This window comes from Pseudomonas sp. MF5691, assembly GCF_016405645.1.
Lineage (GTDB): Bacteria > Pseudomonadota > Gammaproteobacteria > Pseudomonadales > Pseudomonadaceae > Aquipseudomonas > Aquipseudomonas shahriarae.
The window spans coordinates 233692-258719 of the sequence record NZ_JAEKDC010000002.1; the positions used below are offsets into that span (position 1 = coordinate 233692).

The following is a 25028-nucleotide window of genomic DNA, read 5'->3' on the forward strand; positions in this document are numbered from 1 at the left end:
TTTCCTGTGTTTGCAGATAAGAGGCGATGCTATTTTCGGTAACGAAACTGTAACATTCGCATCCGCAGTCAAAACAAGAAATTTGGAGCTCTTGAATGTTTGCTTTCTTTCGTCCTGCCCCCCACCAGGCACCCCTGCCTGAAGAAAAGATCGACAGTACCTACCGACGACTGCGCTGGCAGATCTTCGCCGGTATTTTCTTTGGCTACGCGGGTTACTACCTGCTGCGCAAAAACTTCTCCCTGGCCATGCCGTACCTGATCGACGAGGGTTATACCCGTGGTCAACTGGGCCTGGCCATGTCGGCAATCGCCATTGCCTACGGCCTGTCCAAGTTCCTCATGGGCCTGGTGTCCGACCGCTCCAACCCGCGCTACTTCCTGCCGTTTGGCTTGCTGGTATCGGCCGGGGTGATGTTCATTTTCGGTTTCGCGCCTTGGGCAACCTCCAGCGTGACCATGATGTTCATTCTGCTGTTCATCAACGGCTGGGCCCAGGGCATGGGCTGGCCGCCAAGTGGGCGGACCATGGTGCACTGGTGGTCGCAGAAAGAACGCGGCGGCGTGGTGTCGGTGTGGAACGTGGCGCATAACGTCGGCGGCGGTCTGATCGGCCCGCTGTTCCTGCTGGGCATGGCCTGGTTCAACGACTGGCACGCAGCGTTCTACGTCCCGGCCACCGTGGCCTTGGCAGTGGCGGCGTTTGCCTTCATCACCATGCGCGACACCCCGCAATCGGTGGGCCTGCCGCCGATCGAGAAGTACAAGAACGACTACCCGGAAGGCTACGACGCCAGCCACGAAGACGAATTCAGCGCCAAGGAAATCTTCGTCAAGTACGTGCTGCGCAACAAAATGCTGTGGTACATCGCCTTCGCCAACGTGTTCGTCTACCTGCTGCGCTACGGCGTGCTGGACTGGGCACCGACCTACCTCAAGGAAGCCAAGCACTTCACCGTCGACAAGTCGTCCTGGGCGTACTTCTTCTACGAGTGGGCGGGGATCCCCGGTACGCTGCTGTGCGGCTGGATGTCGGACAAGATCTTCCGTGGCAACCGTGGCCTGACCGGCATTGTGTTCATGGCTCTGGTGACCGTGGCGACCCTGGTGTACTGGCTCAACCCGCCAGGCAACCCGATGGTCGACATGATCGCGCTGTTCTCCATTGGCTTTTTGATCTACGGCCCGGTGATGCTGATCGGCCTGCAGGCCCTGGAACTGGCGCCGAAGAAAGCCGCAGGTACAGCCGCAGGTTTTACCGGCCTGTTCGGTTACCTGGGCGGATCGGTGGCAGCCAGTGCAGCCATGGGCTACACCGTGGACCACTTCGGCTGGGACGGCGGCTTTGTGCTGCTGATCGGCGCGTGCCTGCTGGCCATCGCGTTCCTGATCCCAACCCTGTGGCACACCAATAGCGTCAGCTCGGCACGTTAATCGCCGCGATGCCTTTGGCACATCGCTTGAGCCGCGCCTCCAGATTCTTGTCTGGCATGGCGTGGCTACGCAGGGCGTTGACGGTCTGCTCGACATAATCGCGAGTGGTGCCGTAACGCCCGCAAGCGCTGGCAAACACCTGGTTCAGCACACTGTCGGGCAAGTTACCGGCATAGCTGGGCAGGTGTCGCTCCAGCACAAAACCCAATGCCTGCACCTGATTGCCGTCTTCAAGCCGGCAACTGAGCCAGTGTGGCCGATAGGATGGGTAAGGCATCTCGCGCTGCCACAAGGCATAGAGCGAGGCCTCCAGTTGATCTTCCGGCAGGCGGTAAGCAAAGCCGCTGCACGAGCCGCCGCGATCCAGGCCAAACACCAGCCCCGGTAACTCCGGCGTACCCCGGTGCTCGTGGGACCACAGGTACAGGCCTCGATGATAGCCATGGACCCGGGCGCGCAGGCGCTGGGTTGCCGAACACTCAGGGCGCCAGATCAGCGAGCCATAGGCAAACAGCCAGACCGGCCCACCCTTGTGCAGACCCATGGTGGCCTGCATCGAGCTCATCAATTGTTCGTGAGTGAGTTGCGGCCCCAGATCAAGCCGCGGCGGGTAAGCCAATTGCAGAAGTTCGGATTCGAGAACGGTCATGGCAGATCGCTTAGGTCTCCTGTGTACTACCAGTTATAGGCGACTTTACCGTAATAGAACGCGCCGCTGTAACCGTAAGGCGAAAAAGTACTATGGGCCAGGTTGCCGCCACTGCTGGCGGTTGATCACCCCGGCCACCGCGTCAGACCCGTAGCGGGCCGACGCACCCTCGCGCAGCGCTTCAATATGTCGACCGCTCCCCATACCGCTCCCCTTGCAATCAATACCTTTTAAAAATATGAAAAAGCATGAGCAATAGGCCCCATTTCGTCAGGTTTGCCGCGCAAAACCGCGCTATTTTCAGCGCCCGTTCAGCCTTTATGCCCGACGGGACCTCAAAATAGCGTCACGTCACGACCCACTTAGCCGCGCATTCACCGACTATCGAGGTCGCACCATGAAAAACCGACTTTCCGGCCTGCTGCTCCTGGCGCAGGCCACCACCGCCCTGGCCGCCGAAGCGCCGGCCAACGACGACAAAGGCTTCTGGTACGCCCAGACCAGCGTCTACACCCGGCACTTTGCGCCGGACCCCGAGCACAATAACCATCAAGACCTGATCGGCCTGGAGCGCAATGACGCTGCGGGGTGGGTGTATGGCGGTGCGACCTTTCGCAACTCGTTTCGCCAACGCTCGTACTACGCCTACGCCGGCAAGCGCTTCGACATGGCCGACTATCCGGTGTATCTGAAACTGACCGGCGGGGCGATCCAGGGCTATCGCGGCAAGTACCGCGACAAGATCCCGCTGAACCGCTACGGCGTGGCGCCGGTGATCATTCCGTCGGTGGGTGCGCACTACGGGCCGGTGGCGGCGGAGTTTGTGTTGCTGGGGTTCAATGCGGCGATGGTGACCACGGGCGTGCGATTCTGACGCCGCACACCTGAGTAGACACAGTTCAATGTGGGAGCGGGCTTGCCCGCGATGGCGGTGTATCAGTGCCAGATTTGTTGGCTGACACTCCGCTATCGCGGGCAAGCCCGCTCCCACAGTTTGATCGGCTTACGAGAATGTTTTCGTAGCGGTCAGGAGCGAGGGGCGTAGGCAAATACGTCAGCGCGCATCTGGTGCGCATCCATCCCGGCATTCACCAGCGCGTCCAGCGTGCCGTAGATCATCGCCGGCGATCCGCTGGCATACACATGCACGGCCTTGAGGTCGCTTATGTCTTCGCACACCGCCTCGTGCAACAAGCCACAGCGCCCTTCCCAACCACACAGGTCGCTGACCACTTTGTGCAGGAACAGATTGGGCAATTGCTGCCACTGTTCCCAATGTTCGACCTGGTAGAAATCCTCAGGACGACGCACACCCCAGTACAGGTGCACCGGATACTTGAACCCCGTGGCCCGGCAATGTTCGATCAGGCTGTGCATCTGCGCCATGCCGGTGCCGGCCGCGATCAGTACCAGCGGGCCGTCGGGTAGCTCGGCCAGGTGGGTATCGCCAAACGGCAGCTCGACCCGCGCCATCTGGTTACGCTGCAACTGCTCGATCAGGCTGCGGGCGCTGTCTTCGCGTACCAGCACATGCAATTCCAGCTCGCGCCCGGCGTGGGGCGCCGAGGCCAGGGAAAACGCCGACTTCTCGCCGTTTTCGCGCTCGATCATCAGGTACTGACCAGCGTGGTAACGCACCGCTTTGCCGGCCGGGGCCCGCAGGCGCACGCGCCACACATCGCCACCCAGCTCCACGCACTCGCTCAACTGGCAGGCCAGCGTGCGCACCGGCAACTCCCCCGGCGCAAGCACGCCATCCCACAGCACGATGCAATCCTCCAGCGGCTCGGCGATGCAGGTGTAGAACTCGCCATGGTCACGCACCTCGCCGGCCTGTTGCACCCGGCCCTCGACCAACAGCGCCGCGCACACATGGCACACACCGTTACGGCACGCCTGCGGGCAGTCGTAGCCCAGGCGCCGCGCACCTTCAAGAATCCGCTCGCCCGGCTGCAAGTCGAGGACCGCGCCGGAAGGTTGCAGGGTTACACGCATCAATCTATTCCCAATTCTTTCCACATCGCATCGACACGCGCCGTCACGGCTTCATCCTTGACGATCACCCGGCCCCACTCACGGGTGGTTTCACCCGGCCATTTATGGGTGGCATCCAGGCCCATCTTCGAACCCAGGCCCGACACCGGCGAGGCGAAGTCGAGATAGTCGATGGGTGTGTTATCAATCATCACCGTATCGCGCTTGGGGTCCATGCGCGTGGTAATCGCCCAGATCACGTCGTTCCAGTCCCGGGCGTTGATGTCGTCGTCGGTGACAATAACGAACTTGGTGTACATGAACTGTCGCAAAAACGACCACACACCGAGCATCACGCGCTTGGCATGGCCCGGATACGACTTCTTCATGGTCACGATGGCCATGCGGTACGAGCAGCCCTCGGGCGGCAGGTAGAAGTCGGTGATTTCCGGGAACTGCTTCTGCAGGATCGGTACGAATACCTCGTTCAGCGCCACGCCGAGAATCGCCGGCTCATCCGGCGGCCGGCCGGTGTAGGTGCTGTGGTAGATCGGTTTGACCCGGTGGGTGATGCGCTCGACGGTGAACACCGGGAAGCTGTCGACTTCATTGTAGTAGCCGGTGTGATCGCCGTAAGGGCCTTCATCGGCCATCTCGCCCGGATGAATCACGCCTTCGAGGATGATTTCGGCGGTGGCCGGCACTTGCAGGTCGTTGCCACGGCATTTCACCAGTTCGGTGCGATTGCCGCGCAACAGGCCGGCGAAGGCGTATTCGGACAGGCTGTCGGGCACCGGCGTCACGGCGCCGAGGATGGTGGCCGGGTCGGCCCCCAGGGCCACGGAAACCGGGAACGGCTGGCCGGGGTGCTTCTCGCACCACTCACGGAAGTCGAGGGCGCCGCCACGGTGGCTCAGCCAGCGCATGATCACCTTGTTGCGGCCAATCACTTGCTGACGGTAGATCCCCAGGTTCTGGCGGTCCTTGTTCGGGCCTTTGGTGACGGTCAGGCCCCAGGTGATCAGCGGGCCGACGTCGCCGGGCCAGCAGGTCTGCACCGGGAGCATCGCCAGGTCGACATCATCGCCTTCGATGACCACTTCCTGGCAGACCGCGTCCTTGACCACCTTGGGCGCCATGGCAATGATCTTGCGGAAGATCGGCAGCTTCGACCACGCGTCCTTCAGGCCCTTGGGCGGCTCGGGCTCCTTGAGGAAGGCCAGCAGCTTGCCGATCTCGCGCAGTTCGCTGACCGACTCGGCCCCCATGCCGAACGCCACCCGGTCGGGCGTGCCGAACAGGTTGCCCAGCACGGGGATATCAAAGCCTGTGGGGTTTTCGAACAGCAGCGCCGGCCCCTTGTTACGCAGGGTGCGGTCGCAAATCTCAGTCATTTCCAGGACCGGGGAAACCGGCACCTGAATACGTTTCAACTCTCCGCGCTGCTCAAGTTGCTGCACGAAATCCCGAAGATCCTTGAATTTCATTAACCATGCCACCCGTAAAATAGGCGTACATCGTACCTGCTCTGAGGGCGGCTGGCAGCCCTATCGACGGCGCAATTGCCCACCAGCTGTGGTTAAAGATTTCAGGCAAAAAAATGGCGCCCCTGGGGGCGCCATTCTTTCGGACCTGAAACGTCGTATTACTTACGTTTCATCGACAGGAAGAACTCGTCGTTGGTCTTGGTGGTTTTCAGCTTGTCGATCAGGAACTCGATGGCTGCCACTTCGTCCATCGGGTGCAGCAGCTTGCGCAGGATCCACATGCGCTGCAGTTCGTCGTCAGCGGTCAGCAACTCTTCGCGGCGGGTGCCGGAGCGGTTGATGTTGATGGCCGGGAACACACGCTTTTCAGCGATGCGACGGTCCAAAGGCAGTTCCATGTTGCCGGTACCCTTGAACTCTTCGTAGATCACTTCGTCCATCTTCGAGCCGGTTTCAACCAGCGCGGTGGCGATAATGGTCAGCGAGCCGCCTTCTTCGATGTTACGCGCGGCGCCGAAGAAACGTTTCGGCTTCTCCAGGGCGTGGGCATCGACACCACCGGTCAATACCTTGCCGGAGCTCGGGATCACGGTGTTGTAGGCACGGGCCAGACGGGTGATGGAGTCGAGCAGGATCACCACGTCCTTCTTGTGTTCGACCAGGCGCTTGGCCTTCTCGATCACCATTTCGGCAACCTGCACGTGGCGGGTTGGCGGCTCATCGAACGTCGAGGCAACCACTTCGCCGCGCACGGTGCGCTGCATTTCGGTGACTTCTTCCGGACGCTCATCGATCAGCAGCACGATCAGGTGAACTTCGGGATTGTTACGCGCGATGTTCGCTGCAATGTTCTGCAGCATGATGGTCTTACCGGCTTTCGGCGGTGCGACGATCAGGCCACGCTGGCCTTTGCCGATCGGAGCGCACAGGTCGATCACACGACCGGTCAGGTCTTCGGTGGAACCGTTACCGGCTTCCATCTTCATGCGCACGGTCGGGAACAGCGGCGTCAGGTTCTCGAAGAGAATCTTGTTCTTCGCGTTCTCAGGACGATCGAAGTTGATCGTGTCGACCTTGAGCAGGGCGAAGTAACGCTCGCCTTCCTTTGGAGGGCGGATCTTGCCAACGATGGTGTCACCGGTGCGCAAGTTGAAGCGACGGATCTGGCTCGGCGAGACATAGATATCGTCTGGGCCGGCGAGATAGGACGCGTCTGCAGAGCGAAGGAAGCCGAAGCCGTCCTGGAGAATCTCCAGCACGCCATCACCGGAGATTTCCTCGCCGCTTTTCGCGTGCTTTTTCAGCAGGGAGAAAATCACGTCCTGCTTGCGCGAACGGGCCATATTTTCTATGCCCATTTCTTCGGCCAGTTGGAGCAGGTCGGTAATCGGCTTTTGCTTGAGTTCAGTCAGATTCATATAGGAATGACGTAATCATTTATAGAGGGGGGGAATTAAGCTTTTGGCTTAATGAGGCCGCGCCGCAGAGAAGGCGACAGGATCGCGTACTAATCGAAAGGAATGCGTCGGCGACGGCTTGCAGGGGGCAGTGGAGAAACCAGTGCGGGGCCGAATGTACCACCTGAATTTCAGAGCGTCTAGCCCTGCTTTACGAAAAAGCCCCGCAATTTGCGGGGCTTTTTGACGACGCTTAGATGTTGGCGTCGAGGAATGCAGCCAATTGCGACTTGGACAGTGCGCCGACCTTGGTCGCTTCGACGTTGCCGTTCTTGAACAGCATCAGCGTCGGGATACCACGCACGCCATGCTTGGCCGGGGTTTCCTGGTTCTCGTCGATGTTCAGCTTGGCAATGGTCAGTTTGCCTTCGTAGGTGGTTGCGATGTCGTCCAGGACCGGAGCGATCATTTTGCAAGGACCGCACCACTCAGCCCAGTAGTCAACCAGCACCGGGCCCTGGGCCTGCAGTACTTCGGCCTCAAAGGTCGCGTCGGTGACGTGCTTGATAAGATCGTTGCTCATGGATGTCTCCGGGTTGTAAGCAAAAAAAACGTTGCCCATCATAGCCGCCCTTCCTGCGTTCAGGAAGCCGCTGCTGATTGACTCTTGCTATGGAGCGTCATCATTTTGGATATGGCGGGTTCAAGAGGCCGTCGGAGTCACAAAGGCTATTCCCGTGCGCAACGCAGCGTTACGCACGTGCTCCTGCATAGCTTTGTGCGCCGCCGCGCTGCTGCGCCGGGCCAGGGCCCGGAGGATCTTGCGATGCTCCTGCCAGGTTTCCATCGCCCGTTCCGGTCGGATGAACGGTAGCTTCTGACTTTCCAGAAACACCTCGGCACTGGCGCTGAGGATGCTCATCATCGCCTGATTGCCACTGGCCAACAGGATGCGCTGGTGGAACGCGAAGTCCAGCCGCGCAGCGGCCTCGAAATCCCCGGCCTTGAGTTCCCGGCGCATGGCCTGGACATTGTCTTCGAGCCCATCCAGTTCCTCGGTGGTCAGGGTCATGGCCGCCAGCCCCGCCGCAAAGCCCTCCAGGGCATAACGCAATTGGAAGATATCCAGGGGGCTGGCCTGCGCCGTAAAGGGCCAGGCCACCCCGCTCATGTCGACCGTCGGTGGCGCTTGCACAAACACGCCTTTGCCCGGCTGCACGCTGACCAGCCCAAGCGCACTGAGCGAAGACAAGGCCTCGCGCAACGAGGCCCGACTGACCCCCAACTGCAATGCCAGGTCGCGCTGGGAAGGCAGTGCATCACCTGGCCCGAAGCCCCGTTGCTTGATCAGTTTGCGGATGGCTTGCAAAGCCGCTTCCGGTACGGCTTGGGCGATGGAATTCATAAAAAACTCAAGATTTCGGTCAACAGTGAGGCTAGTTGTAAATCTATTCTCGCTGGCCGGCAAGCCACGCCCCAAAGGGGCTCGCCGGGTTTTGCGGGCGCTCGAAAAGGGTGCGCAATCGCTTCTGACTGTTCAGACCAGTAAGACCGCTATACACCTGTAAAACCCTGCCTTGCAGCCGCTTTGGCGCGGCATGGCATGGGCTGTGCACTGGCAAGACTCAGAAAATCCCTTCGCCCTTTTCGGAGAGTTGCCATGACCAAGCGTTGCAGCGCCCTGCTCACTGCCTTGTTTGCCAGCCTGATGCTCAGCCAGACGCCAGCCCAGGCCAATGGCCTGGACGATATCGTCGCCCGTGGCACCCTCAAGGTCGCGGTGCCTCAGGACTTCCCGCCCTTCGGCTCGGTCGGCCCCGATATGAAGCCGCGCGGCCTGGACATCGACACCGCCAAACTGCTGGCCGAGCAGCTCAAGGTCAAACTGGAACTGACCCCGGTCAACAGCACCAACCGCATCCCGTTCCTGACCACCGGCAAAGTGGACCTGGTGATTTCCAGCCTGGGCAAGAACCCGGATCGCGAGAAGGTCATCGACTTCTCCAAGGCCTACGCGCCGTTCTATCTCGCCGTGTTCGGCCCGCCTGACGCGGCGATTGCGACCCTGGACGATCTCAAGGGCAAGACCATCAGCGTGACCCGCGGTGCCATCGAAGATATCGAGTTGAGCGCCGTCGCACCCAAGGAAGCCACGATCAAGCGCTTCGAGGATAACAACTCGACCATCGCCGCCTACCTCGCCGGCCAGGTGGACCTGATCGCCAGTGGCAACGTGGTGATGGTGGCGATCAGCGAGCGCAACCCCAAGCGGGTACCGGCGTTGAAAGTCAAACTCAAGGATTCGCCGGTATATGTCGGCGTGAACAAAAACGAGCCGGCACTGCTGGAGAAGGTCAACCAGATCCTGGTCGCCGCCAAGGCTGACGGCAGCCTGCAAAAGAACGCGATGCAGTGGCTCAAAGAACCATTGCCTGCCGATCTCTGAAGCGGAGCTGATTGATGGCCTATCAATTCGACTTTGTGCCGGTGCTGGCCAATACCGACCTGTTGTTGCGCGGCGCGCTGTTCACCCTGGAGCTGACAGCCATCGGCGCCCTCCTCGGCGTGGCCCTGGGCATCGTCGGCGCCGTGGTGCGGGCATGGAAAATCCAGCCGTTCTGCTGGCTCTTCGGGGTGTATGTCGAGTTGATTCGCAACACGCCGTTTCTGGTGCAGTTGTTCTTTATCTTCTTCGGCCTGCCTTCACTGGGGGTACAGATTTCCGAATGGCAGGCCGCAGTACTGGCGATGGTGATCAACCTGGGGGCCTATTCCACGGAGATCATCCGCGCCGGGATCCAGGCGATCCCTCGTGGCCAACTGGAGGCCGCGGCAGCGCTGGCGATGACCCGCTTCGAAGCGTTCCGCCATGTGGTGCTGCTGCCGGCGCTGGGCAAGGTCTGGCCGGCCCTGAGCAGCCAGATCATCATCGTGATGCTTGGCTCGGCGGTGTGCTCGCAGATCGCCACTGAAGAGTTGAGTTTTGCCGCCAACTTTATTCAATCGCGCAATTTCCGCGCCTTTGAAACCTATGCCCTGACCACGCTGGTGTACCTGTGCATGGCGTTGATGATCCGCCAGTTGCTCAATTGGATCGGTCGCCGCTATGTGATGAGGAACAGCCGATGAGTGATTTTTCGTTCTGGGACATCGTGCGCAACCTGCTGACCGGCCTGCAATGGACCCTGCTGCTGTCGCTGGTGGCGTTTGTCGGCGGCGGGCTGATTGGCCTGCTGGTGATGACCCTGCGCATCAGCAAAAAGGCGCTACCGCGCAATATTGCCCGGACCTATATCGAACTGTTCCAGGGCACACCGCTGCTGATGCAACTGTTCCTGGTGTTTTTCGGCATCGCCTTGCTGGGGATTGATATCTCGCCGTGGCTGGCCGCCGCGATTGCCCTGACCCTGTTTACCAGTGCCTACCTGGCCGAGATCTGGCGCGGCTGTGTCGACTCCATCGCCCACGGGCAGTGGGAAGCCTCCGCCAGCCTGGCCCTCAACCCTTATGAGCAACTGCGCTACGTGATATTGCCCCAGGCCCTGCGAATTGCCGTGGCGCCGACGGTGGGGTTCTCGGTGCAGGTGGTCAAGGGCACAGCGGTGACCTCGATCATCGGCTTCACCGAACTGACCAAGACCGGCGGCATGCTCGCCAATGCCACCTTCGAGCCCTTCATGGTCTACGGCCTGGTGGCGCTCGGTTACTTCCTGCTCTGCTACCCCTTGTCCCTCAGTGCCCGCTACCTGGAAAGGAGACTGCATGCCTCTGCTTAGAATATCCGCGCTGCATAAGTATTACGGCGATCACCATGTGCTCAAGGGCATCGACTTGAGTATCGAGGAAGGCCAGGTGGTGGCAATCATCGGCCGCAGCGGCTCGGGAAAATCCACGCTACTGCGCACCCTCAACGGCCTGGAGTCGATCAACGACGGGGTGATTGAGGTCGACGGCGAATACCTCGACGCGGCCCGCGCCGACCTGCGCAGCCTGCGGCAAAAAGTCGGCATGGTGTTCCAGCAATTCAACCTGTTCCCCCATTTGACCGTGGGTGAAAACGTCATGCTCGCGCCCCAGGTCGTGCAAAAAGTCGCCAAGGCCAAGGCTGCGGAGCTGGCCCGGCAGATGCTGGAGCGGGTCGGCCTGGGGGAAAAGTTCGATGCATTCCCCGATCGCCTGTCCGGCGGCCAGCAGCAACGGGTGGCGATCGCCCGCGCGCTGGCGATGTCGCCCAAGGTGTTGCTGTGCGATGAAATCACCTCGGCGCTGGACCCTGAACTGGTCAATGAAGTCCTCAGCGTGGTGCGCCAACTGGCCAAGGACGGCATGACCCTGATCATGGTCACCCATGAAATGCGCTTTGCCCGTGAGGTCGGCGACAAGCTGGTGTTCATGCATCAGGGCAAGGTGCATGAAGTCGGCGACCCGAACGTCCTGTTTGCCCAACCGCGCACGCCCGAATTGGCTAACTTTATAGGCTCGGTGGAACAACCAGGCTGAGGCTTCAGGCGCCGGGTACCCATTCGAAACTGCCCTGCCCCTCGAAGGCCGTTTCGTCACGCACTGCCAGCCCGACCGCTGGCACAAAGGTCTCGATGTTCACCAGCGCTGTAAATCGGCGCCCGTGTATCGGGGCGCCGCCTGCCCGTGCGACCAGCGTCTGGCCGGGCAACAACTGTCCGCTTGGCGGCTCTCCCGACACCCGCAACTCCACCGCCTGCCCATCCACCTGAGGATGCTGCAGGCTCAGGGTGAAATAGCCTTGGCGGCCGAACCGAAAGCCTTTCGACCCGGCAGACACCCCCGTGAAACGCAGGGCCATGGGTGCCGACTCGGCACAGGCGATGTTCAGTTGCAGCGTGCGTTTCCCCAGGGCCAACTGGTCTCCCGCCCGCTCCGCGCTGCGGATCAAACCGTAGTCGACCCGGGGCTGGCTCAAGGACATACGGCATTCACCCGCCAGCGCTTCCCCCGGCATCAGCCCCGCCCACAGCAGCACGCTGCACAGAGCGAGGCCAGGCCCAAGGAGGTTCAGGGATTCACTGCGCACGGCAGACTGCCGAACCTGTTTCGTAGAGTTTGTCGTCATCGGTTTCTGGCTCAGGGTTGAGTTGCAATACACAGGAGGTTGAATCCGGCAGGGAGACGCTCAGGGTTTGCGACTCGTCCAGATTGTTCAGGAACACCATGCCCTCACCCACCACGCTGGTCAGGAAGGCATTGTCCGGGCCGAATACCGAGGCCCCTTGAGGCAAGGGGCGCCCTTGCTCGTCACGCACTTCCAGCAGCAGGCGGCGCACTTTCACCACCTCGAAATCAACGGTATTGAAGGATCCACGACCCGCCGTGAGTGCCTTGGTGCCGTTTTTCAGGTCGACACGCTTGGGCAGGGAGTGGGTCTGCACCTCAACGTTACTGTTGAGGTAGGCCGGCAAACCGGCGATCACCGCCTGCCCGCGATAATCGGTCCAGACCGGGCCCTGGGGGGTCGCGACCTTGACCGCGCCAACATCGCCCACCGAGACGATGCCAAAGGTGTCCTGGACGGCGTAGGGCGAGAACGTCACACCGCGTTCATGGGCCACCACGCCGCCCTGCAATTGCCCGGTGTAGCTGGTACTGAAAGAGTCGCGACGCATGCCCAAGCCAACCTGGGTGTAACGCGGTATGGCATTTACCCGGCCTTGAACCGACTGATCACCACTCGTCTGCTCCCGGGCAACACCCACCTCATAATTCACATAGTCGTTCACCCGATCACTGAACGCGCTGCCGAACTCCACCTCGCCCCCGCGCCGGCTGGCATAGGAAGTGACACGACGTTCGCCGCCAAATGGCATGGTGACTTGCAACCGCAGCGACAGCCCTGTCTCGAGAGCATCATTGCGCTCGTGGCGGCGGATATTCCGCTCCTTGCGCGGTCGAGCCCCACCCACCCGGGAGTCGGCGATCAACGACACCTGGGTGCCACTGAAGTCTCGGTTCCAGGAGGCAAAGACATGTTCAGCCGATTGCCCGTCAAATTGCGCACTGTGCGAGTAGCTGATGGAGAAGCCACCCAACAGCGGGTCAGCCCAGCTCAGGCCCAGGGTGTATTGGTTCTTGAAGCGCGCGTCCAGGTCGTCGCGGGCGCTCGACAGCCCGGCTTCCGTGACTTCGCGATACCCCCGTGTCTGGCGTGTAGCACTGAGGTTGGCCTCAAGGCTGGCAGACAGCGGGCTACTCAATGAAATGGAGCTGCGAGCGCCGCTGACATTGCCTGAACCATCGCGAGACAGGTTGTGACGCCCGCCCACTGCCAGCCGCTGGAAAAAAACGCTGCTCCATGTTCCGCCCGCAGCCTGGTACTCGTCAGTGCTCAATAGGCCAAAGCCCAGTGAAGAACTGCGCCCAAGGCCCCAGGTACCACTGGCCATCGCCACCACCGGGGGCTCCCGCTCGCCCAGCGTTGCGCCCCGCACCTTGCCCATGGAAAAGAAGTAGCCCGGCACCACCGGCACACTCGCGCCAAAGGACGCCGCTGGTACCCTGAAGCTGTGCCCACCGCCACGGGTGCCAATCACGTTTACCTCCAGGTCGCTGGTGCCATTGAGCAACGGCAGGTCAGTCAGGGAAAAAGGGCCTTCCGGTACCAGGGTGGTATGGATCAACACCCCTGACTGGCGCACCTCAACCCTGGACGGGCTGCGAGCCAGCCCTTCGACCACCACCGCGCTGCCGCCGGCCGCGCGCGACTGCCCATCGGGGAACAGTTGCAGGCCGGAGAGCTGCAGCCCGCCGAACACCGGGTTGTTGCTGGAGATCTGACCCACCTGGAAGGTCGAGCGCAGGCCCGCGAAATCACGCTGGGCGTAGGCGTTCACATGCTCGCTGCTGGCCTTGCCATTATCGGAGATATAAAACTGGCGACTGCGCACAATCCAGTTGCCCAGGTTGAACCCCGCCTCGGTATAGGCGGAGACGGAGCGAGAAGAGCCACTGTTGAAATGATCCTCAAAACCCTGCACGTCGTAGTTGAACAAGGCCGCCATGCCACCCTGGGAAGCATTGCCCCCGCCCCATTCAAATTCGCGCATCGACTGGGTGGGCACCACCAGGGAGACTTCATCGCTACCAGGGCTCAGCCGCACAAGGGTCGCCGGGTACTCACCGACAAAATCATGGCACGCCTGATCGCGCGCGATGCCCTGCCGAGTGACGGTCGCCGGGACGCGCAGCCCGGCCTTTTCCAGCAGGCCGGGGGTGAAACACAGCTGCCCTTCATAGTCGAAACGCGCTTCCACCAAGCCCAGTGGGTTGCCGTTGACCCTCAACCCGACCACATGGACGCCCTCGCGAAAGCGCGCCGCACTGCGAAAATAATGGGCAACCTTCGGGTCAATACCGTTCGCAGAGAGTACGGCAAGATCAAACCCCTCTCCCAGCTCCAAGGCATGGGCAGGCCCGCTGCACAGTGAGGCCAGCCCGATGACAATGCCCGAGCCATACGCCAGGGAGCCCGGGGCCCGGAAGAACGATGCGGACTGATTGAAACAACCGGCTTTATCGACAGTTCTCATAGCTCGATCAACCCGCCTCGACAGCAACGGGAGCCTGGTAGACGGAGGTCGAATAGCCGTAGACCGTCGCCGGTTGAATCTCGACGGCATTGACCCCTGCGACATTGCCCTCGACCGTGGTCCACAGCGTTTCGCCAGGCAGCACATAGGTGCGCGACAATATTGCCGGGCGCTTGGCCGGCAGCAGCTGCACCTGTAAACCCAGGCGGACAACGTAGGCACTGTCGTTCTGCACGGCCAGGCGATTGCCTTGCAGGGTCCACTTGAGCAACTTCCAGGGCTCTTCAAGCCGCGGCAAACCCTGGGGGTGCAGGATCAGCGGCAGGTCCTGGCGAATGGTGATACCAATGGTCGCACGCCCTTCGGCCCTGGCCTGGGGAATCCCTTCAAAAGTGACCCGCTTCAAGCGTTGAGTCTTGAGTGGTTCCTTGAGGGTTGCGATAAAGCGCACTAGTTGTGTTTCGCCAGGTTCCACGCGCGCAATTGGCGGCGTAACAATCAATAATGGTTCCGGGTCTTCAGCAAGATTTTGAATGACCGAATGTAATAAAGCCGGACCGGCATCGGTATTCTTGACATTAATAGTCGCTTCGCCATTTTCTTCATAAAGAATTACAACAGATGTTTCAGGCTCCATACCGTCAGCCAGTACGTTGCCATGTAGTAGCAGAGAAAGACTTACGCCCCCTAGCAGGGCAGCAACTGTATTGAAAAGAAAACTCATCAAGTTCTACCCACACACAATTTAAGAGACCGTCAATACACCCAGAACTGTAAGCAGCCCGCACGCAGTCGCAACAGCTAGTTACGACTGCAGTGCGGATTTACTACCTGTTTAGATACGAGTAACGACTAAGGTGGCAAGGCCGTTCAAAGGAACATCCTTGCTCAGGTCCAGGGCGCTGCCCCGGTTGATGACGGCCTTGACGTTGATCGTGCCGCTGACAACGTTGACCAGTGCTGGAACCGGGCTGGTGGTGCGGCTCCAGGAGTGCTGGTACGGGAACTTGTCGACCCGGCCATCGGCGCTATACATCCAGGCTGCGACAGAGCTGGTCCTTTTGAGCGGTAGCAGGCTGGCACCGGCGCTGGACAGGTTCGAAAGCCTGACCGAATAGCCACCGGTACGCCGGCCATCCACCGCACCCAGGCCAAAGTTCTGGGATTCAGCGAAGCCGGTTCCCAGGATACCCGCAACGGTGCTGGCCGCCTGCGTGTCAGATACCGACAGCGCCATCTGCGTAGCCGCGGTGCCGCAGTTCACGGACAGCGGCAGGGTTTTCTCCTGCAAGGGGTTGAAAGCATTTGGCAAGATAGAAGCTGCACTGATCTGACCATAATCAATGACGCCGCTGCTGATACTGACCGTGCAGGGCGCTGGCTTGATAGTACCAATGACCCTCAAGTTCCCCGAACCACTTGTATCGGCGTGTGCAACCACGCTTGCGGCCAAACAGACAACACCCATTACCAAACCAGATATTTTTTTCATGCTGAACCTGTCACTAGAAGTTATCAGGTGCCTTTATTCCTACCCGGGCAATTGCATTGCCCAACATCCCGCCATCCGTGACAAATGAGCTGTAAATAAATAACACCAAGGCAGAATTGCCGAGCGACAGTCTCTCCCGCATGCACCCCACTAAAGAATAAGACAATACCCTAATTACTGTCAGAACAATAAAAAACAATCGTCGCCTTAACCAAGCTTAAGAGTAGTACCAAACAAATAACCAATGGGTATAACTGTTCTTAAGATGTAGGTTAAATCAAGAGAAGTTTCCAAATTTTGAAATTCTACTGTTTCCCATAGATCCTACGGAATAATTACAAGGAACCAATGGAGCCCCCCTACATTCCCTACAAACCTGCGTCCCGAACCTCCGTAGGAGAACTCCTCTGCGCACTACGCGTTGGCGTCAGCGTTTGATCGTGGCACGATGGCGAGGTTATCGACCGAGATCCCCTACCCATGCCGCAATCCCAAGCCAAGAATCTGTCCCTGATCGCCGCCATCGACCTGGGCTCCAACAGCTTTCACATGGTCGTGGCCAAGGCCCAGAACGGTGAGATCCGCATCCTTGAGCGGCTCGGCGAAAAGGTACAACTGGCTGCCGGAATCGACGACGAGCGCAAGCTCAACGAAGAATCCATGCAGCGCGGGCTCGATTGCCTCAAGCGTTTTGCCCAACTGATCAACGGCATGCCCCAGGGCGCCGTGCGCATCGTCGGCACCAACGCGTTGCGCGAAGCGCGTAACCGCGGCGAATTCATCCGCCGTGCCGAGGAGATCCTCGGGCACCCGGTAGAAGTGATTTCCGGCCGTGAAGAAGCACGCCTGATCTACCTCGGCGTCTCCCACACCCTGGCCGACACCCCCGGCAAGCGCCTGGTGGCCGACATTGGCGGCGGCAGCACCGAGTTCATCATCGGCCAGCGCTTCGAGCCGTTGCTGCGCGAAAGCCTGCAAATGGGTTGCGTCAGCTACACCCAGCGCTATTTCAAGGACGGCAAGATCACCCCGGCCCGCTACGCCCAGGCGTACACGGCGGCGCGGCTGGAGATCATGAGCATCGAACACGCCCTGCACCGCCTGACCTGGGATGAAGCCATCGGCTCATCCGGCACTATCCGCGCCATCGGCCTGGCCCTGAAGGCCGGCGGCCATGGCACCGGTGAGGTGAATGCCGAAGGCCTGGCCTGGCTCAAGCGCAAGCTGTTCAAACTTGGGGATGCCGAGAAGATCGACTTCGACGGCATCAAGCCCGACCGCCGGACCATCTTCCCTGCAGGCCTGGCAATCCTCGAAGCCATCTTCGACGCCCTCGAACTGCAACGCATGGACCATTGCGATGGCGCCCTGCGTGAAGGCGTGCTCTACGACCTGCTGGGTCGCCATCACCACGAAGACGTGCGTGAACGCACCCTGGGCTCGCTAATGGAGCGTTACCACGTCGACCTGGAACAGGCGGCGCGGGTCGAGCGCAAAGCGTTGCATGCCTTCGACCAGGTCGCTGCAGATTGGGAACTGGAAGACGGGGTCTGGCGTGAACTGCTGGGCTGGGCCGCCAAGGTCCATGAAGTAGGGCTGGATATCGCCCACTACCATTACCACAAACACGGCGCGTACCTGATCGAACACTCCGACCTGGCAGGGTTTTCCCGCGAGGATCAGCAGATGCTGGCGCTGCTGGTGCGCGGCCATCGCCGTAACATCCCCAGGGACAAGTTCGCCGAGTTCGGCGCCGAGGGCATCAAGCTGATTCGCCTGTGTGCCCTGCTGCGCTTTGCGATCCTGTTCCACCACATTCGCGGCACTCAGCAGATGCCGCAAGTCACCCTGCGCGCCAACGGCGACAGCCTGGATGTGGTGTTCCCTAAAGGCTGGCTGGACGAGAACCAACTGACCCAGGCGGATTTCGCCCAGGAAGCCGAGTGGCTGACGCGAGTGGGCTTCAGCCTGAATGTGCGCTAACCCCTAGACGCTCTCGGACGACACCGGCGCCCCCGGCAGGAACGCCGGCTCACGGATAGCCTGCGTGGCCTGTTCATAACCATAGGCGACCGCGAGCAGTGTGGCTTCACTGTTGCCCGTACCGTAAAAGTGCAGCGCGGTCGGCATACCCTCATCATCCATGCCCGAGGGCACCGAGATGCCGGGGTAACCGGCGGCGGCGGCAAAGTAGTAACTGTCGGCGCGAAAGTTCGACACGATGGCATCGAGGCGGTGTTCGCTCAGCGGCTTGTCGAGGGTGCCTTTGAAAATCGGCAGAACGGCCGCCCACAGTTGCTCGCGCTGCTCATCCGTCACGTCCAGGCTGTTGATGTGCTCCAGCAACGCCTGGTCCGGTTCCCCGGCTTGCTTGTCGCGCTCGTTGAAGGCAATCAGTTCAGCCAGCGACTTCACTGGCAGGCCTTCCCGGCCGGCCAGGTAGCTGTTCAGGTTTTGCTTGATCCCGGCCAGCAGCGCGTCACTGTATTGATCGTAAGCCTCACGTGAGACACCCGCGTCCAGCCTGCCTATCGGCACCATGACTGCCCCCTTGGCCCCGAGCATCGCGATCGCGTCTTCGAAGTGCTTCCGGTCCGCGCGCAGGGCCGGGTCCCTGGCGTCTTCAGGCGACAGCACCGGCAGCGGCGTGTAGCCAATGCGCTTGCCCTGCAAGGCATCCGGTGTGAGCCCGGCGGTGTAGGCCGTTGTTTCGGTCATGGCATTGAGCGCTTCGCCAGCATCGCGCACGTTGCGCGTAAAGGTGCCCACCGCGTCCAGTTTTGAACTGGTCATCACCCCTTCGGTACTCACCAGCCCGGCCGTGGTTTTCAAACCGACCACGCCGTTGTAGGCCGCCGGGGCAATCACCGAGCCATTGGTCTCGATGCCCAATGCCAGCGGCACAAGCCCCTGGGCGACCGCCACCGCCGATCCCGAACTGGACCCTGCCACCTGCCCTCCCAGCCGATGGGGGTTAAGCGTTTGCCCACCACGGGAGCTCCAGCCATCCACCGGCACGCTGGAGCGGAAGTTGGACAGTTCGCTCATATTGGTCTTGCCCACGATCACGGCCCCGGCCTTGAGCAAGTTATCCACAACCTTGGCGTTTTTGCTCGTCGGTGAGCCGACCAGCGCACGGGAACCGGCACTGGTGTGCATTTTCCCACTGGTTTCGAAGACATCTTTCAGGGCAATCGGCACGCCGTGCAAAAAACCGCGCACGGTACCGCTGGCTCGCTCCTGGTCACGCGCCCGAGCCTGTTCACGCGCATCGGGGTTAACCTGCACAAAGGCATTGCCGCCCTGCAGACCCTGATCGATGTTGGCAATACTTTTTAATGAGTCCCGCACCAGGGACTCTGAAGTGACTACCGCCCCAGCCATATCGGACGCCATGGCCTGTGCACTGCGGTAGCCCTTCGGCGGCAAGGCCAGCGCCTCGAATAGCCCCGCAGTTCCGAACCCGATACCTATGCCTGATCCCACCATCGAAAACTCCTTAACTGCCCTGTACAGGCTATCGTCTGATAGCCCAAGGTCAGTCTAGGAACGGGAGCATGGGATCCCCAACCTGGGAAATCTGACGGTCCTGTCCGATTTCCCAGTGAGAGATGTAGGTCTAGTCGATATCAGCGAACCGCCAGCAACGGGCTGCCCAACCGCTCCAGCAACGTGGCCTGGGCACTGCGCGGGTTCTGGTTGCCCGTCGGGGTGTTGCGCACGTAGCGCCCATCGGACTGCAGGCTCCAGCTGTGGGTGTTATCGGTCAGATAACTCTCCAACTCTTTCTTGACCCGCATGATCAGCTTCTTGCCTTCCACCGGGAAGCAGGTCTCCACACGCTTGTCGAGGTTGCGCTCCATCCAGTCGGCGCTGGAGAGGAACATCTGCTCTTCACCGCCATTGAGGAAGTAGAACACCCGCGTGTGCTCCAGGAAGCGGCCGATGATCGAACGCACGTGGATATTGTGGGACACCCCGGCAATGCCCGGGCGCAGGCAGCACATGCCACGCACCACCAGGTCGATACGCACGCCGGACTGGCTGGCCTTGTACAGCGCGCGGATGATCTTCGGATCGGTCAGCGAGTTGAACTTGGCGATGATGTGCGCCGGCTTGCCGTCGATGGCGAACTGGGTCTCGCGGGCAATCATGTCGAGCATGCCCTTCTTCAGGGTGAACGGCGCATGCAGCAGCTTTTTCATGCGCAGCGTCTTGCCCATGCCGATCAACTGGCTGAACAGTTTGCCGACGTCTTCGCACAGCGCGTCGTCGGAAGTCAGCAAGCTGTAGTCGGTGTAGAGCTTAGCGTTGCCGGCGTGATAGTTACCGGTGCCCAGGTGCGCGTAACGCACGATCTCACCGGCCTCGCGGCGCAGGATCAGCATCATCTTGGCGTGGGTCTTGAAGCCCACCACGCCATAGATCACTACCGCACCGGCCGCTTGCAGGCGGCTGGCCAGTTGCAGGTTGGACTCTTCGTCGAACCGCGCACGCAGCTCGATCACCACCGTGACTTCCTTGCCGTTACGCGCGGCGTCCACCAGCGCATCGACGATTTCCGAGTTGGCACCGCTGCGGTAGAGGGTCTGGCGCACGGCCAGGACATGGGGGTCCTTGGCGGCCTGGCGCAACAGATCGACCACCGGGGTGAACGACTCGAACGGGTGCAGCAGCAGAATGTCTTGCTTGCTGACCACGCTGAAGATGTTTTCGCTGTTTTGCAGCAGTTTCGGAATCTGCGGGGTGAACGGCGTGTATTGCAGCTCCGGATGGCTGTCCAGGCTGGTGATGCTGAACAGGCGCGTCAGGTTCACCGGGCCGTTGACCTGGTACAGCTCGGTCTCGGCCAGGTTGAATTGCTTGAGCAGGTAGTCCGACAAATGTTTGGGGCAGGTATCCGCCACTTCCAGGCGCACCGCGTCACCGTAGCGCCGCGAGAACAGCTCGCCACGCAGGGCGCGGGCCAGGTCTTCGACGTCTTCGGTGTCTACCGCCAGGTCGGCGTTTCGGGTCAGGCGGAACTGGTAGCAACCCTTGACCTTCATGCCCTGGAACAGGTCATCGGCGTGGGCGTGGATCATCGACGAAAGGAATACATAGTTATCGCCAGCCCCCCCGACCTCTTCCGGTACCTTGATGATGCGTGGCAACAGGCGCGGTGCGGGGATGATCGCCAGGCCCGAATCACGGCCGAAGGCATCGATCCCTTCGAGCTCGACGATAAAGTTCAGGCTCTTGTTCACCAGCAGCGGGAACGGGTGCGTCGGGTCCAGGCCAATCGGGGTGATGATCGGCGCGATCTCGTCACGGAAATAGCGACGGACCCAGGTCTTGAGCTTGACGGTCCAGTTGCGGCGACGGATGAAGCGCACTTGGTGCTTTTCCAGCTCCGGCAGCAGGATGTCGTTGAGGATGGCGTATTGGCGATCCACATGGCCATGCACCAGCTCGCTGATGCGCGCCAGGGCCTGGTGCGGCTGCAAGCCGTCGGCGCCGGCCTGCTCACGGGCAAAGGTGATCTGTTTCTTGAGGCCGGCGACACGAATCTCGAAGAACTCGTCCAGGTTGCTGGAGAAGATCAGCAGGAACTTCAAACGCTCCAGCAACGGATAGGACTCATCCAGCGCCTGTTCCAACACGCGGATATTGAATTGCAGTTGCGACAGCTCGCGATGGATGTACAGGCTGCTGTCATCCAGGTTCGGAATCACGATAGGCGGTGCCGCCACCACCGGCTCCGCGACCACGGCAGGCTGCTCAGGCGCAAGCTCCGGCGGGGTTTCGGCGACCTGTTCAACTACCGGGTGCGCATCTTTTACGGCAACTTCTGTGAGTCCTTCGGTATTCATCGAGTGTTCCTGTGAGGGCTATTGTTGCTCTCTAAGCAATTGGGCGGCACGGGCGGCAAAGTAAGTCAGGATGCCATCGGCACCCGCACGTTTAAAGGCGGTAAGGGATTCCAGGATGACGCCTTCACTCAACCAGCCATTTTGAATCGCAGCCATGTGCATGGCGTATTCACCACTGACCTGATAGACAAAGGTCGGCACCTTGAATTCCTCCTTGACCCGATAAAGGATGTCCAGGTACGGCATACCGGGCTTGACCATCACCATATCAGCGCCTTCAGCCAGGTCCGCCGCCACTTCGTGCAGGGCTTCGTGGCTATTGGCCGGGTCCATCTGGTACGAGGCCTTGTTGGCCTTGCCCAGGTTCAACGCCGAGCCGACCGCATCGCGGAACGGGCCGTAGTAGGCGCTGGCGTACTTGGCTGAATAGGCCATGATCCGCACATTGACGTGCCCGGCCAGTTCCAACGCCTCGCGGATCGCCTGGATCCGGCCGTCCATCATGTCTGACGGGGCCACCACCTGGGCGCCTGCAGCGGCATGGGACAGCGCCTGCTTGACCAGTGCGTCGACGGTGATGTCGTTCTGCACATAGCCTTCTTCATCCAGGATGCCATCCTGCCCGTGGGTGGTAAACGGGTCCAGCGCCACGTCAGTAATCACCCCAAGCTCCGGGAAACGCTCGCGCAGGGCGCGGGTCGCACGCTGGGCAATGCCTTCGGGGTTCCAGGCCTCGGCGGCGTCCAGGGACTTGAGCCCGGCGGGCGTGACCGGGAACAGCGCCAGCGCCGGGATCCCCAGTTCAACCCACTGCGCCGCCTCTTGCAGCAGCAGATCAATGGTCAAACGCTCGACACCCGGCATCGACGCCACCGCTTCCCGACGATTTTCACCGTCGAGCACAAACACCGGCAGGATCAGATCATTCACCGTCAGGACGTTTTCACGCACCAGACGACGGGAAAAATCATCACGACGGTTGCGGCGCAGGCGGGTAGCGGGAAACAGGCGTTGGGCGGGGGTAAAGCTCACGGCAGACTCCTGAGCCCGACTTGACGGGCGAGCGTGACAGTTATAAGCGGCCATTATGACGAAGGAATGACAGTTGTGCTTACTCATACGACCGGCATGTGACCTGTAGTCGCATTCATGCTTTCCGTAGGAAATGTTCACTTCGTGACACATCTCGATACTTTCATGAATGTTCACGAAGGCGTAGGCTGCGCGTTCATTTCGCCAGCACCCAGACAATGCTCCAACAATTTCTGAATGACTTTGGCTACTTTGCCCTCTTCCTGGGGACGTTCTTTGAAGGTGAGACCATCCTGGTTCTCGCAGGCTTCCTTGCGTTCCGCGGATACATGGATATCAACGTGGTGGTGGTGGTGGCGTTCTTCGGCAGCTACGCCGGCGACCAGCTCTGGTACTTCATGGGCCGCAAGCATGGGCGCAAATTGTTGGCGCGCAGGCCACGCTGGCAACTGCTGGGCGATCGGGCATTGGAGCATATCCGCCGACACCCCGATATCTGGGTTCTGAGTTTCCGCTTCGTCTATGGCCTGCGCACGGTCATGCCCGTGGCCATTGGCCTGTCCGGCTACCCGCCGGGGCGCTACTTGTTTCTCAACGGTATCGGCGCGGCGATCTGGGCAGCAGCACTGGGCGCGGCGGCCTACCACTTCGGCGCTGTGCTCGAAGGTATGCTGGGCAGCGTCAAGAAATATGAGCTGTGGGTGTTGGGTGCCTTGCTGGTACTCGGCCTGGGCTTGTGGCTGCGCCGGCGCATCCGCAACGCCCGCCTGACCCGGGAAAACTGCGCGACCGAAAAAGCCCGGCTGGCGCAGGAGCAACTGGCCGAGCTGAAAAAGCCCGAGCCTACGACACCCATCGAGTAAGCCGGCCCCTGCAACAGTAGAGGCCGATGACACTGAGCAGGCTATAGCTGGCAAGCCCCGGCCAGCCCAACGCACTGGCCGGCCACAACCCGACCAGCGGCGCCAGCCACACCAGCGGCACATTCAGCCCCAACCGCAGCAACTCGGCCTTCAAGGCCCACGGGCGATTTTCCAGGGCCACGCCCAGGGTAAACAGTCCCAGTGCCATCACACTCCAACCCAGCACCAGCGCAGCCGTCGGCATGCCTTCGCCAACATTCATCAAATAGCTGCCCAACCCCACATACGCGGCAAATTGCAGGGCGATGTAAATCTGCTGGCGCGCGTCCAGGGGCACCTCGAATTTACGGAACTGGCTCAAGTCCGGCTTGGCCAGTGGGTACTTGGCCTTGACGTCCGCCGGGCGCCAGCCGGTGCGCATGAACCAGATGCGCAGTTTGTCCCACCCACTTTCGGTACGCCGGGCATCACTCCACAGCTGGGCATAGAACTGCAGGTTGGCCCACAGCGGATTCCAACTGGCCAGAGGCGTGGTCACGCCAAAGATCACCGGCTCGTTTTCGTCTTCTTCCTGGAACGAGCCAAACAAACGGTCCCAAATAATGAACACCCCGCCGTAGTTGCGATCCATGTAGAGAGCGTTCTGTGCATGGTGGGCCCGATGATTGGACGGGGTGACGAAAAACCACTCGAACCAACCGAGCTTGGGCACATGGCGGGTATGCACCCAGAATTGATACAACAGGTTGAGCGACGCCACGCTGATAAACACCAGCAGCGGCACGCCGACGACAGCCAGTGGCAGATAGAAGATCCAGCTCAGCAAAAAGCCCGTGCTGGTCTGGCGCAAGGCGGTGGTGAGGTTATAGTCCTCGCTCTGGTGATGCACCGAGTGCGCCGCCCACAGAATATTGCGCTCGTGGCCGCAGCGATGCAGCCAGTAGTAGCAGAAGTCGTAGAGGACAAAGGCGAACACCCAGGTCCAGGCGCTCTGGGTTGGCAGCTCGAACAGTGCCAAATGCTTGAGGGCGAAGGCGTAGGTCAGCAGGCCCACGCCTTTGGTCAGCAGCCCAGTGGTGGTGGACAATACACCGGTGCTCAAGCTGTTGATGGCGTCAGCCACCCGGTAGTTGCGCTCGCCGCGCCAACGGTCAGCCAACAGTTCGACCACAATCAAGGCAATGAAAAACGGTACCGCGTAAGGGACGAAGTCCATGGGCCAGTCCGGTCAATTATTGTTACATCAAGGTTAGGCCAGTGACCGGATATCCCAATGGCAATGCGAGACAA

At 60.7% G+C, this 25028-nt stretch carries 22 protein-coding genes; 8 read left to right on the forward strand and 14 right to left on the reverse strand.

What is annotated here, in order from left to right; all coding sequences use genetic code 11:
• The first annotated feature begins 95 nt into the window (after positions 1-95).
• On the forward strand, positions 96-1433 hold the full coding sequence (glpT, locus tag JFT44_RS03790; protein WP_057440450.1) for a glycerol-3-phosphate transporter: 1338 nt from the start codon (positions 96-98) through the stop codon (positions 1431-1433).
• On the opposite strand, the gene JFT44_RS03795 is transcribed toward glpT, so the two are convergent.
• Positions 1417-2082: a gamma-glutamylcyclotransferase gene (locus JFT44_RS03795; protein ID WP_057440451.1), complete on the reverse strand. Its 666-nt coding sequence runs from the start codon at positions 2080-2082 to the stop codon at positions 1417-1419. The two genes, glpT and JFT44_RS03795, sit on opposite strands and share 17 nt — an antisense overlap.
• A 397-nt stretch (positions 2083-2479) precedes the next feature.
• Between JFT44_RS03795 and JFT44_RS03800 the strand changes: the two genes are divergently transcribed.
• Positions 2480-2956 (forward strand): hypothetical protein, encoded by a 477-nt coding sequence (locus JFT44_RS03800; protein ID WP_057440452.1) that lies wholly within the window; start codon positions 2480-2482, stop codon positions 2954-2956.
• A gap of 152 nt (positions 2957-3108) precedes the next feature.
• Here the strand turns inward: JFT44_RS03800 and JFT44_RS03805 are convergent, their stop codons facing one another.
• The 5 genes from JFT44_RS03805 to JFT44_RS03825 all read right to left on the reverse strand — a co-directional run bounded on the left by JFT44_RS03805 (position 3109) and on the right by JFT44_RS03825 (position 8345).
• Entirely contained in the window at positions 3109-4077 is a 969-nt protein-coding gene (locus tag JFT44_RS03805; RefSeq protein WP_120734317.1) for a CDP-6-deoxy-delta-3,4-glucoseen reductase, read from the reverse strand.
• On the reverse strand, positions 4077-5543 hold the full coding sequence (gene ubiD, locus JFT44_RS03810; protein WP_029289556.1) for a 4-hydroxy-3-polyprenylbenzoate decarboxylase: 1467 nt from the start codon (positions 5541-5543) through the stop codon (positions 4077-4079). The genes JFT44_RS03805 and ubiD overlap by 1 nt, the downstream gene beginning before the upstream one ends.
• A 158-nt stretch (positions 5544-5701) precedes the next feature.
• Positions 5702-6961, reverse strand: a complete 1260-nt coding sequence (gene rho, locus JFT44_RS03815; protein ID WP_003176825.1) for a transcription termination factor Rho — start codon at positions 6959-6961, stop codon at positions 5702-5704.
• A gap of 232 nt (positions 6962-7193) precedes the next feature.
• The gene (gene trxA, locus JFT44_RS03820) at positions 7194-7523 is read right to left on the reverse strand and encodes a thioredoxin TrxA (RefSeq protein ID WP_029289563.1); all 330 of its coding nucleotides are present in this window, start codon (positions 7521-7523) and stop codon (positions 7194-7196) included.
• 120 nt (positions 7524-7643) lie between these two features.
• Positions 7644-8345, reverse strand: a complete 702-nt coding sequence (locus JFT44_RS03825; protein WP_057960949.1) for a FadR/GntR family transcriptional regulator — start codon at positions 8343-8345, stop codon at positions 7644-7646.
• Positions 8346-8600: 255 nt separating this feature from the next.
• Here JFT44_RS03825 and JFT44_RS03830 point away from each other — a divergent pair, with 255 nt between their 5' ends.
• Genes JFT44_RS03830 through JFT44_RS03845 form a run of 4 tightly spaced genes read left to right on the forward strand, consistent with a single transcriptional unit; the run spans position 8601 to position 11440 of the window.
• A complete protein-coding gene (locus tag JFT44_RS03830; RefSeq protein WP_057960950.1) occupies positions 8601-9386 on the forward strand; it encodes a transporter substrate-binding domain-containing protein in 786 nt (261 codons plus the stop codon).
• 14 nt (positions 9387-9400) lie between these two features.
• Positions 9401-10069 carry an amino acid ABC transporter permease gene (locus JFT44_RS03835; protein WP_057960951.1) on the forward strand — a complete coding sequence of 223 codons (669 nt, stop codon included), beginning with the start codon at positions 9401-9403 and terminating at the stop codon, positions 10067-10069.
• A complete protein-coding gene (locus JFT44_RS03840) occupies positions 10066-10716 on the forward strand; it encodes an amino acid ABC transporter permease (RefSeq protein ID WP_057960952.1) in 651 nt (216 codons plus the stop codon). Before JFT44_RS03835 ends, JFT44_RS03840 begins: the two co-directional genes overlap by 4 nt.
• The gene (locus tag JFT44_RS03845; RefSeq protein ID WP_057440457.1) at positions 10703-11440 is read left to right on the forward strand and encodes an amino acid ABC transporter ATP-binding protein; all 738 of its coding nucleotides are present in this window, start codon (positions 10703-10705) and stop codon (positions 11438-11440) included. The genes JFT44_RS03840 and JFT44_RS03845 overlap by 14 nt, the downstream gene beginning before the upstream one ends.
• 4 nt (positions 11441-11444) lie before the next feature.
• Here the strand turns inward: JFT44_RS03845 and JFT44_RS03850 are convergent, their stop codons facing one another.
• The 4 genes from JFT44_RS03850 to JFT44_RS03865 form a co-directional block, all read right to left on the reverse strand.
• Positions 11445-11990 (reverse strand): hypothetical protein, encoded by a 546-nt coding sequence (locus JFT44_RS03850; protein WP_307829618.1) that lies wholly within the window; start codon positions 11988-11990, stop codon positions 11445-11447.
• Positions 11980-14499 (reverse strand): fimbria/pilus outer membrane usher protein, encoded by a 2520-nt coding sequence (locus JFT44_RS03855; protein WP_198830364.1) that lies wholly within the window; start codon positions 14497-14499, stop codon positions 11980-11982. Before JFT44_RS03855 ends, JFT44_RS03850 begins: the two co-directional genes overlap by 11 nt.
• 7 nt (positions 14500-14506) lie before the next feature.
• On the reverse strand, positions 14507-15223 hold the full coding sequence (locus JFT44_RS03860; protein ID WP_198830365.1) for a fimbria/pilus chaperone family protein: 717 nt from the start codon (positions 15221-15223) through the stop codon (positions 14507-14509).
• A 111-nt stretch (positions 15224-15334) separates the two neighbouring features.
• On the reverse strand, positions 15335-15991 hold the full coding sequence (locus JFT44_RS03865; protein WP_057440460.1) for a DUF1120 domain-containing protein: 657 nt from the start codon (positions 15989-15991) through the stop codon (positions 15335-15337).
• Between the two features lie 480 nt (positions 15992-16471).
• Between JFT44_RS03865 and ppx the strand changes: the two genes are divergently transcribed.
• A complete protein-coding gene (gene ppx, locus JFT44_RS03870) occupies positions 16472-17974 on the forward strand; it encodes an exopolyphosphatase (RefSeq protein WP_057960956.1) in 1503 nt (500 codons plus the stop codon).
• Positions 17975-17977: 3 nt separating this feature from the next.
• Here ppx and JFT44_RS03875 read toward each other — a convergent pair whose 3' ends face one another.
• The 3 genes from JFT44_RS03875 to hemB all read right to left on the reverse strand — a co-directional run bounded on the left by JFT44_RS03875 (position 17978) and on the right by hemB (position 22875).
• Positions 17978-19387 (reverse strand): amidase family protein, encoded by a 1410-nt coding sequence (locus tag JFT44_RS03875; RefSeq protein ID WP_128593637.1) that lies wholly within the window; start codon positions 19385-19387, stop codon positions 17978-17980.
• Positions 19388-19620: 233 nt separating this feature from the next.
• Positions 19621-21843: a polyphosphate kinase 1 gene (ppk1, locus tag JFT44_RS03880; protein ID WP_115129255.1), complete on the reverse strand. Its 2223-nt coding sequence runs from the start codon at positions 21841-21843 to the stop codon at positions 19621-19623.
• 18 nt (positions 21844-21861) lie between these two features.
• Positions 21862-22875, reverse strand: a complete 1014-nt coding sequence (hemB, locus tag JFT44_RS03885; protein ID WP_057960958.1) for a porphobilinogen synthase — start codon at positions 22873-22875, stop codon at positions 21862-21864.
• 218 nt (positions 22876-23093) lie between these two features.
• On the opposite strand from hemB, the gene JFT44_RS03890 reads away from it, so the two are divergent.
• Positions 23094-23738, forward strand: coding sequence for a DedA family protein (locus JFT44_RS03890; RefSeq protein WP_120734322.1), 645 nt, complete (start codon positions 23094-23096; stop codon positions 23736-23738).
• Here the strand turns inward: JFT44_RS03890 and JFT44_RS03895 are convergent.
• Entirely contained in the window at positions 23719-24954 is a 1236-nt protein-coding gene (locus tag JFT44_RS03895) for a sterol desaturase family protein (RefSeq protein ID WP_120734323.1), read from the reverse strand. The two genes, JFT44_RS03890 and JFT44_RS03895, sit on opposite strands and share 20 nt — an antisense overlap.
• Positions 24955-25028 lie beyond the last annotated feature (74 nt).

Excerpts from the sequence above, each read along its gene's own strand:
- ppk1 (WP_115129255.1), bottom strand. The coding sequence starts at position 21,843 with ATGAATACCGAAGGACTCACAGAAGTTGCCGTAAAAGATGCGCACCCG.
- JFT44_RS03875 (WP_128593637.1), bottom strand. The coding sequence starts at position 19,387 with ATGGCGTCCGATATGGCTGGGGCGGTAGTCACTTCAGAGTCCCTGGTG.
- JFT44_RS03825 (WP_057960949.1), bottom strand. The coding sequence starts at position 8,345 with ATGAATTCCATCGCCCAAGCCGTACCGGAAGCGGCTTTGCAAGCCATC.
- JFT44_RS03805 (WP_120734317.1), bottom strand. The coding sequence starts at position 4,077 with ATGCGTGTAACCCTGCAACCTTCCGGCGCGGTCCTCGACTTGCAGCCG.
- JFT44_RS03840 (WP_057960952.1), top strand. The coding sequence starts at position 10,066 with ATGAGTGATTTTTCGTTCTGGGACATCGTGCGCAACCTGCTGACCGGC.
- JFT44_RS03895 (WP_120734323.1), bottom strand. The coding sequence starts at position 24,954 with ATGGACTTCGTCCCTTACGCGGTACCGTTTTTCATTGCCTTGATTGTG.
- glpT (WP_057440450.1), top strand. The coding sequence starts at position 96 with ATGTTTGCTTTCTTTCGTCCTGCCCCCCACCAGGCACCCCTGCCTGAA.
- ubiD (WP_029289556.1), bottom strand. The coding sequence starts at position 5,543 with ATGAAATTCAAGGATCTTCGGGATTTCGTGCAGCAACTTGAGCAGCGC.
- JFT44_RS03830 (WP_057960950.1), top strand. The coding sequence starts at position 8,601 with ATGACCAAGCGTTGCAGCGCCCTGCTCACTGCCTTGTTTGCCAGCCTG.
- JFT44_RS03860 (WP_198830365.1), bottom strand. The coding sequence starts at position 15,223 with ATGAGTTTTCTTTTCAATACAGTTGCTGCCCTGCTAGGGGGCGTAAGT.
- rho (WP_003176825.1), bottom strand. The coding sequence starts at position 6,961 with ATGAATCTGACTGAACTCAAGCAAAAGCCGATTACCGACCTGCTCCAA.
- trxA (WP_029289563.1), bottom strand. The coding sequence starts at position 7,523 with ATGAGCAACGATCTTATCAAGCACGTCACCGACGCGACCTTTGAGGCC.
- ppx (WP_057960956.1), top strand. The coding sequence starts at position 16,472 with ATGCCGCAATCCCAAGCCAAGAATCTGTCCCTGATCGCCGCCATCGAC.
- JFT44_RS03795 (WP_057440451.1), bottom strand. The coding sequence starts at position 2,082 with ATGACCGTTCTCGAATCCGAACTTCTGCAATTGGCTTACCCGCCGCGG.
- JFT44_RS03835 (WP_057960951.1), top strand. The coding sequence starts at position 9,401 with ATGGCCTATCAATTCGACTTTGTGCCGGTGCTGGCCAATACCGACCTG.
- JFT44_RS03865 (WP_057440460.1), bottom strand. The coding sequence starts at position 15,991 with ATGAAAAAAATATCTGGTTTGGTAATGGGTGTTGTCTGTTTGGCCGCA.
- JFT44_RS03800 (WP_057440452.1), top strand. The coding sequence starts at position 2,480 with ATGAAAAACCGACTTTCCGGCCTGCTGCTCCTGGCGCAGGCCACCACC.
- JFT44_RS03845 (WP_057440457.1), top strand. The coding sequence starts at position 10,703 with ATGCCTCTGCTTAGAATATCCGCGCTGCATAAGTATTACGGCGATCAC.
- JFT44_RS03855 (WP_198830364.1), bottom strand. The coding sequence starts at position 14,499 with ATGAGAACTGTCGATAAAGCCGGTTGTTTCAATCAGTCCGCATCGTTC.
- JFT44_RS03890 (WP_120734322.1), top strand. The coding sequence starts at position 23,094 with ATGCTCCAACAATTTCTGAATGACTTTGGCTACTTTGCCCTCTTCCTG.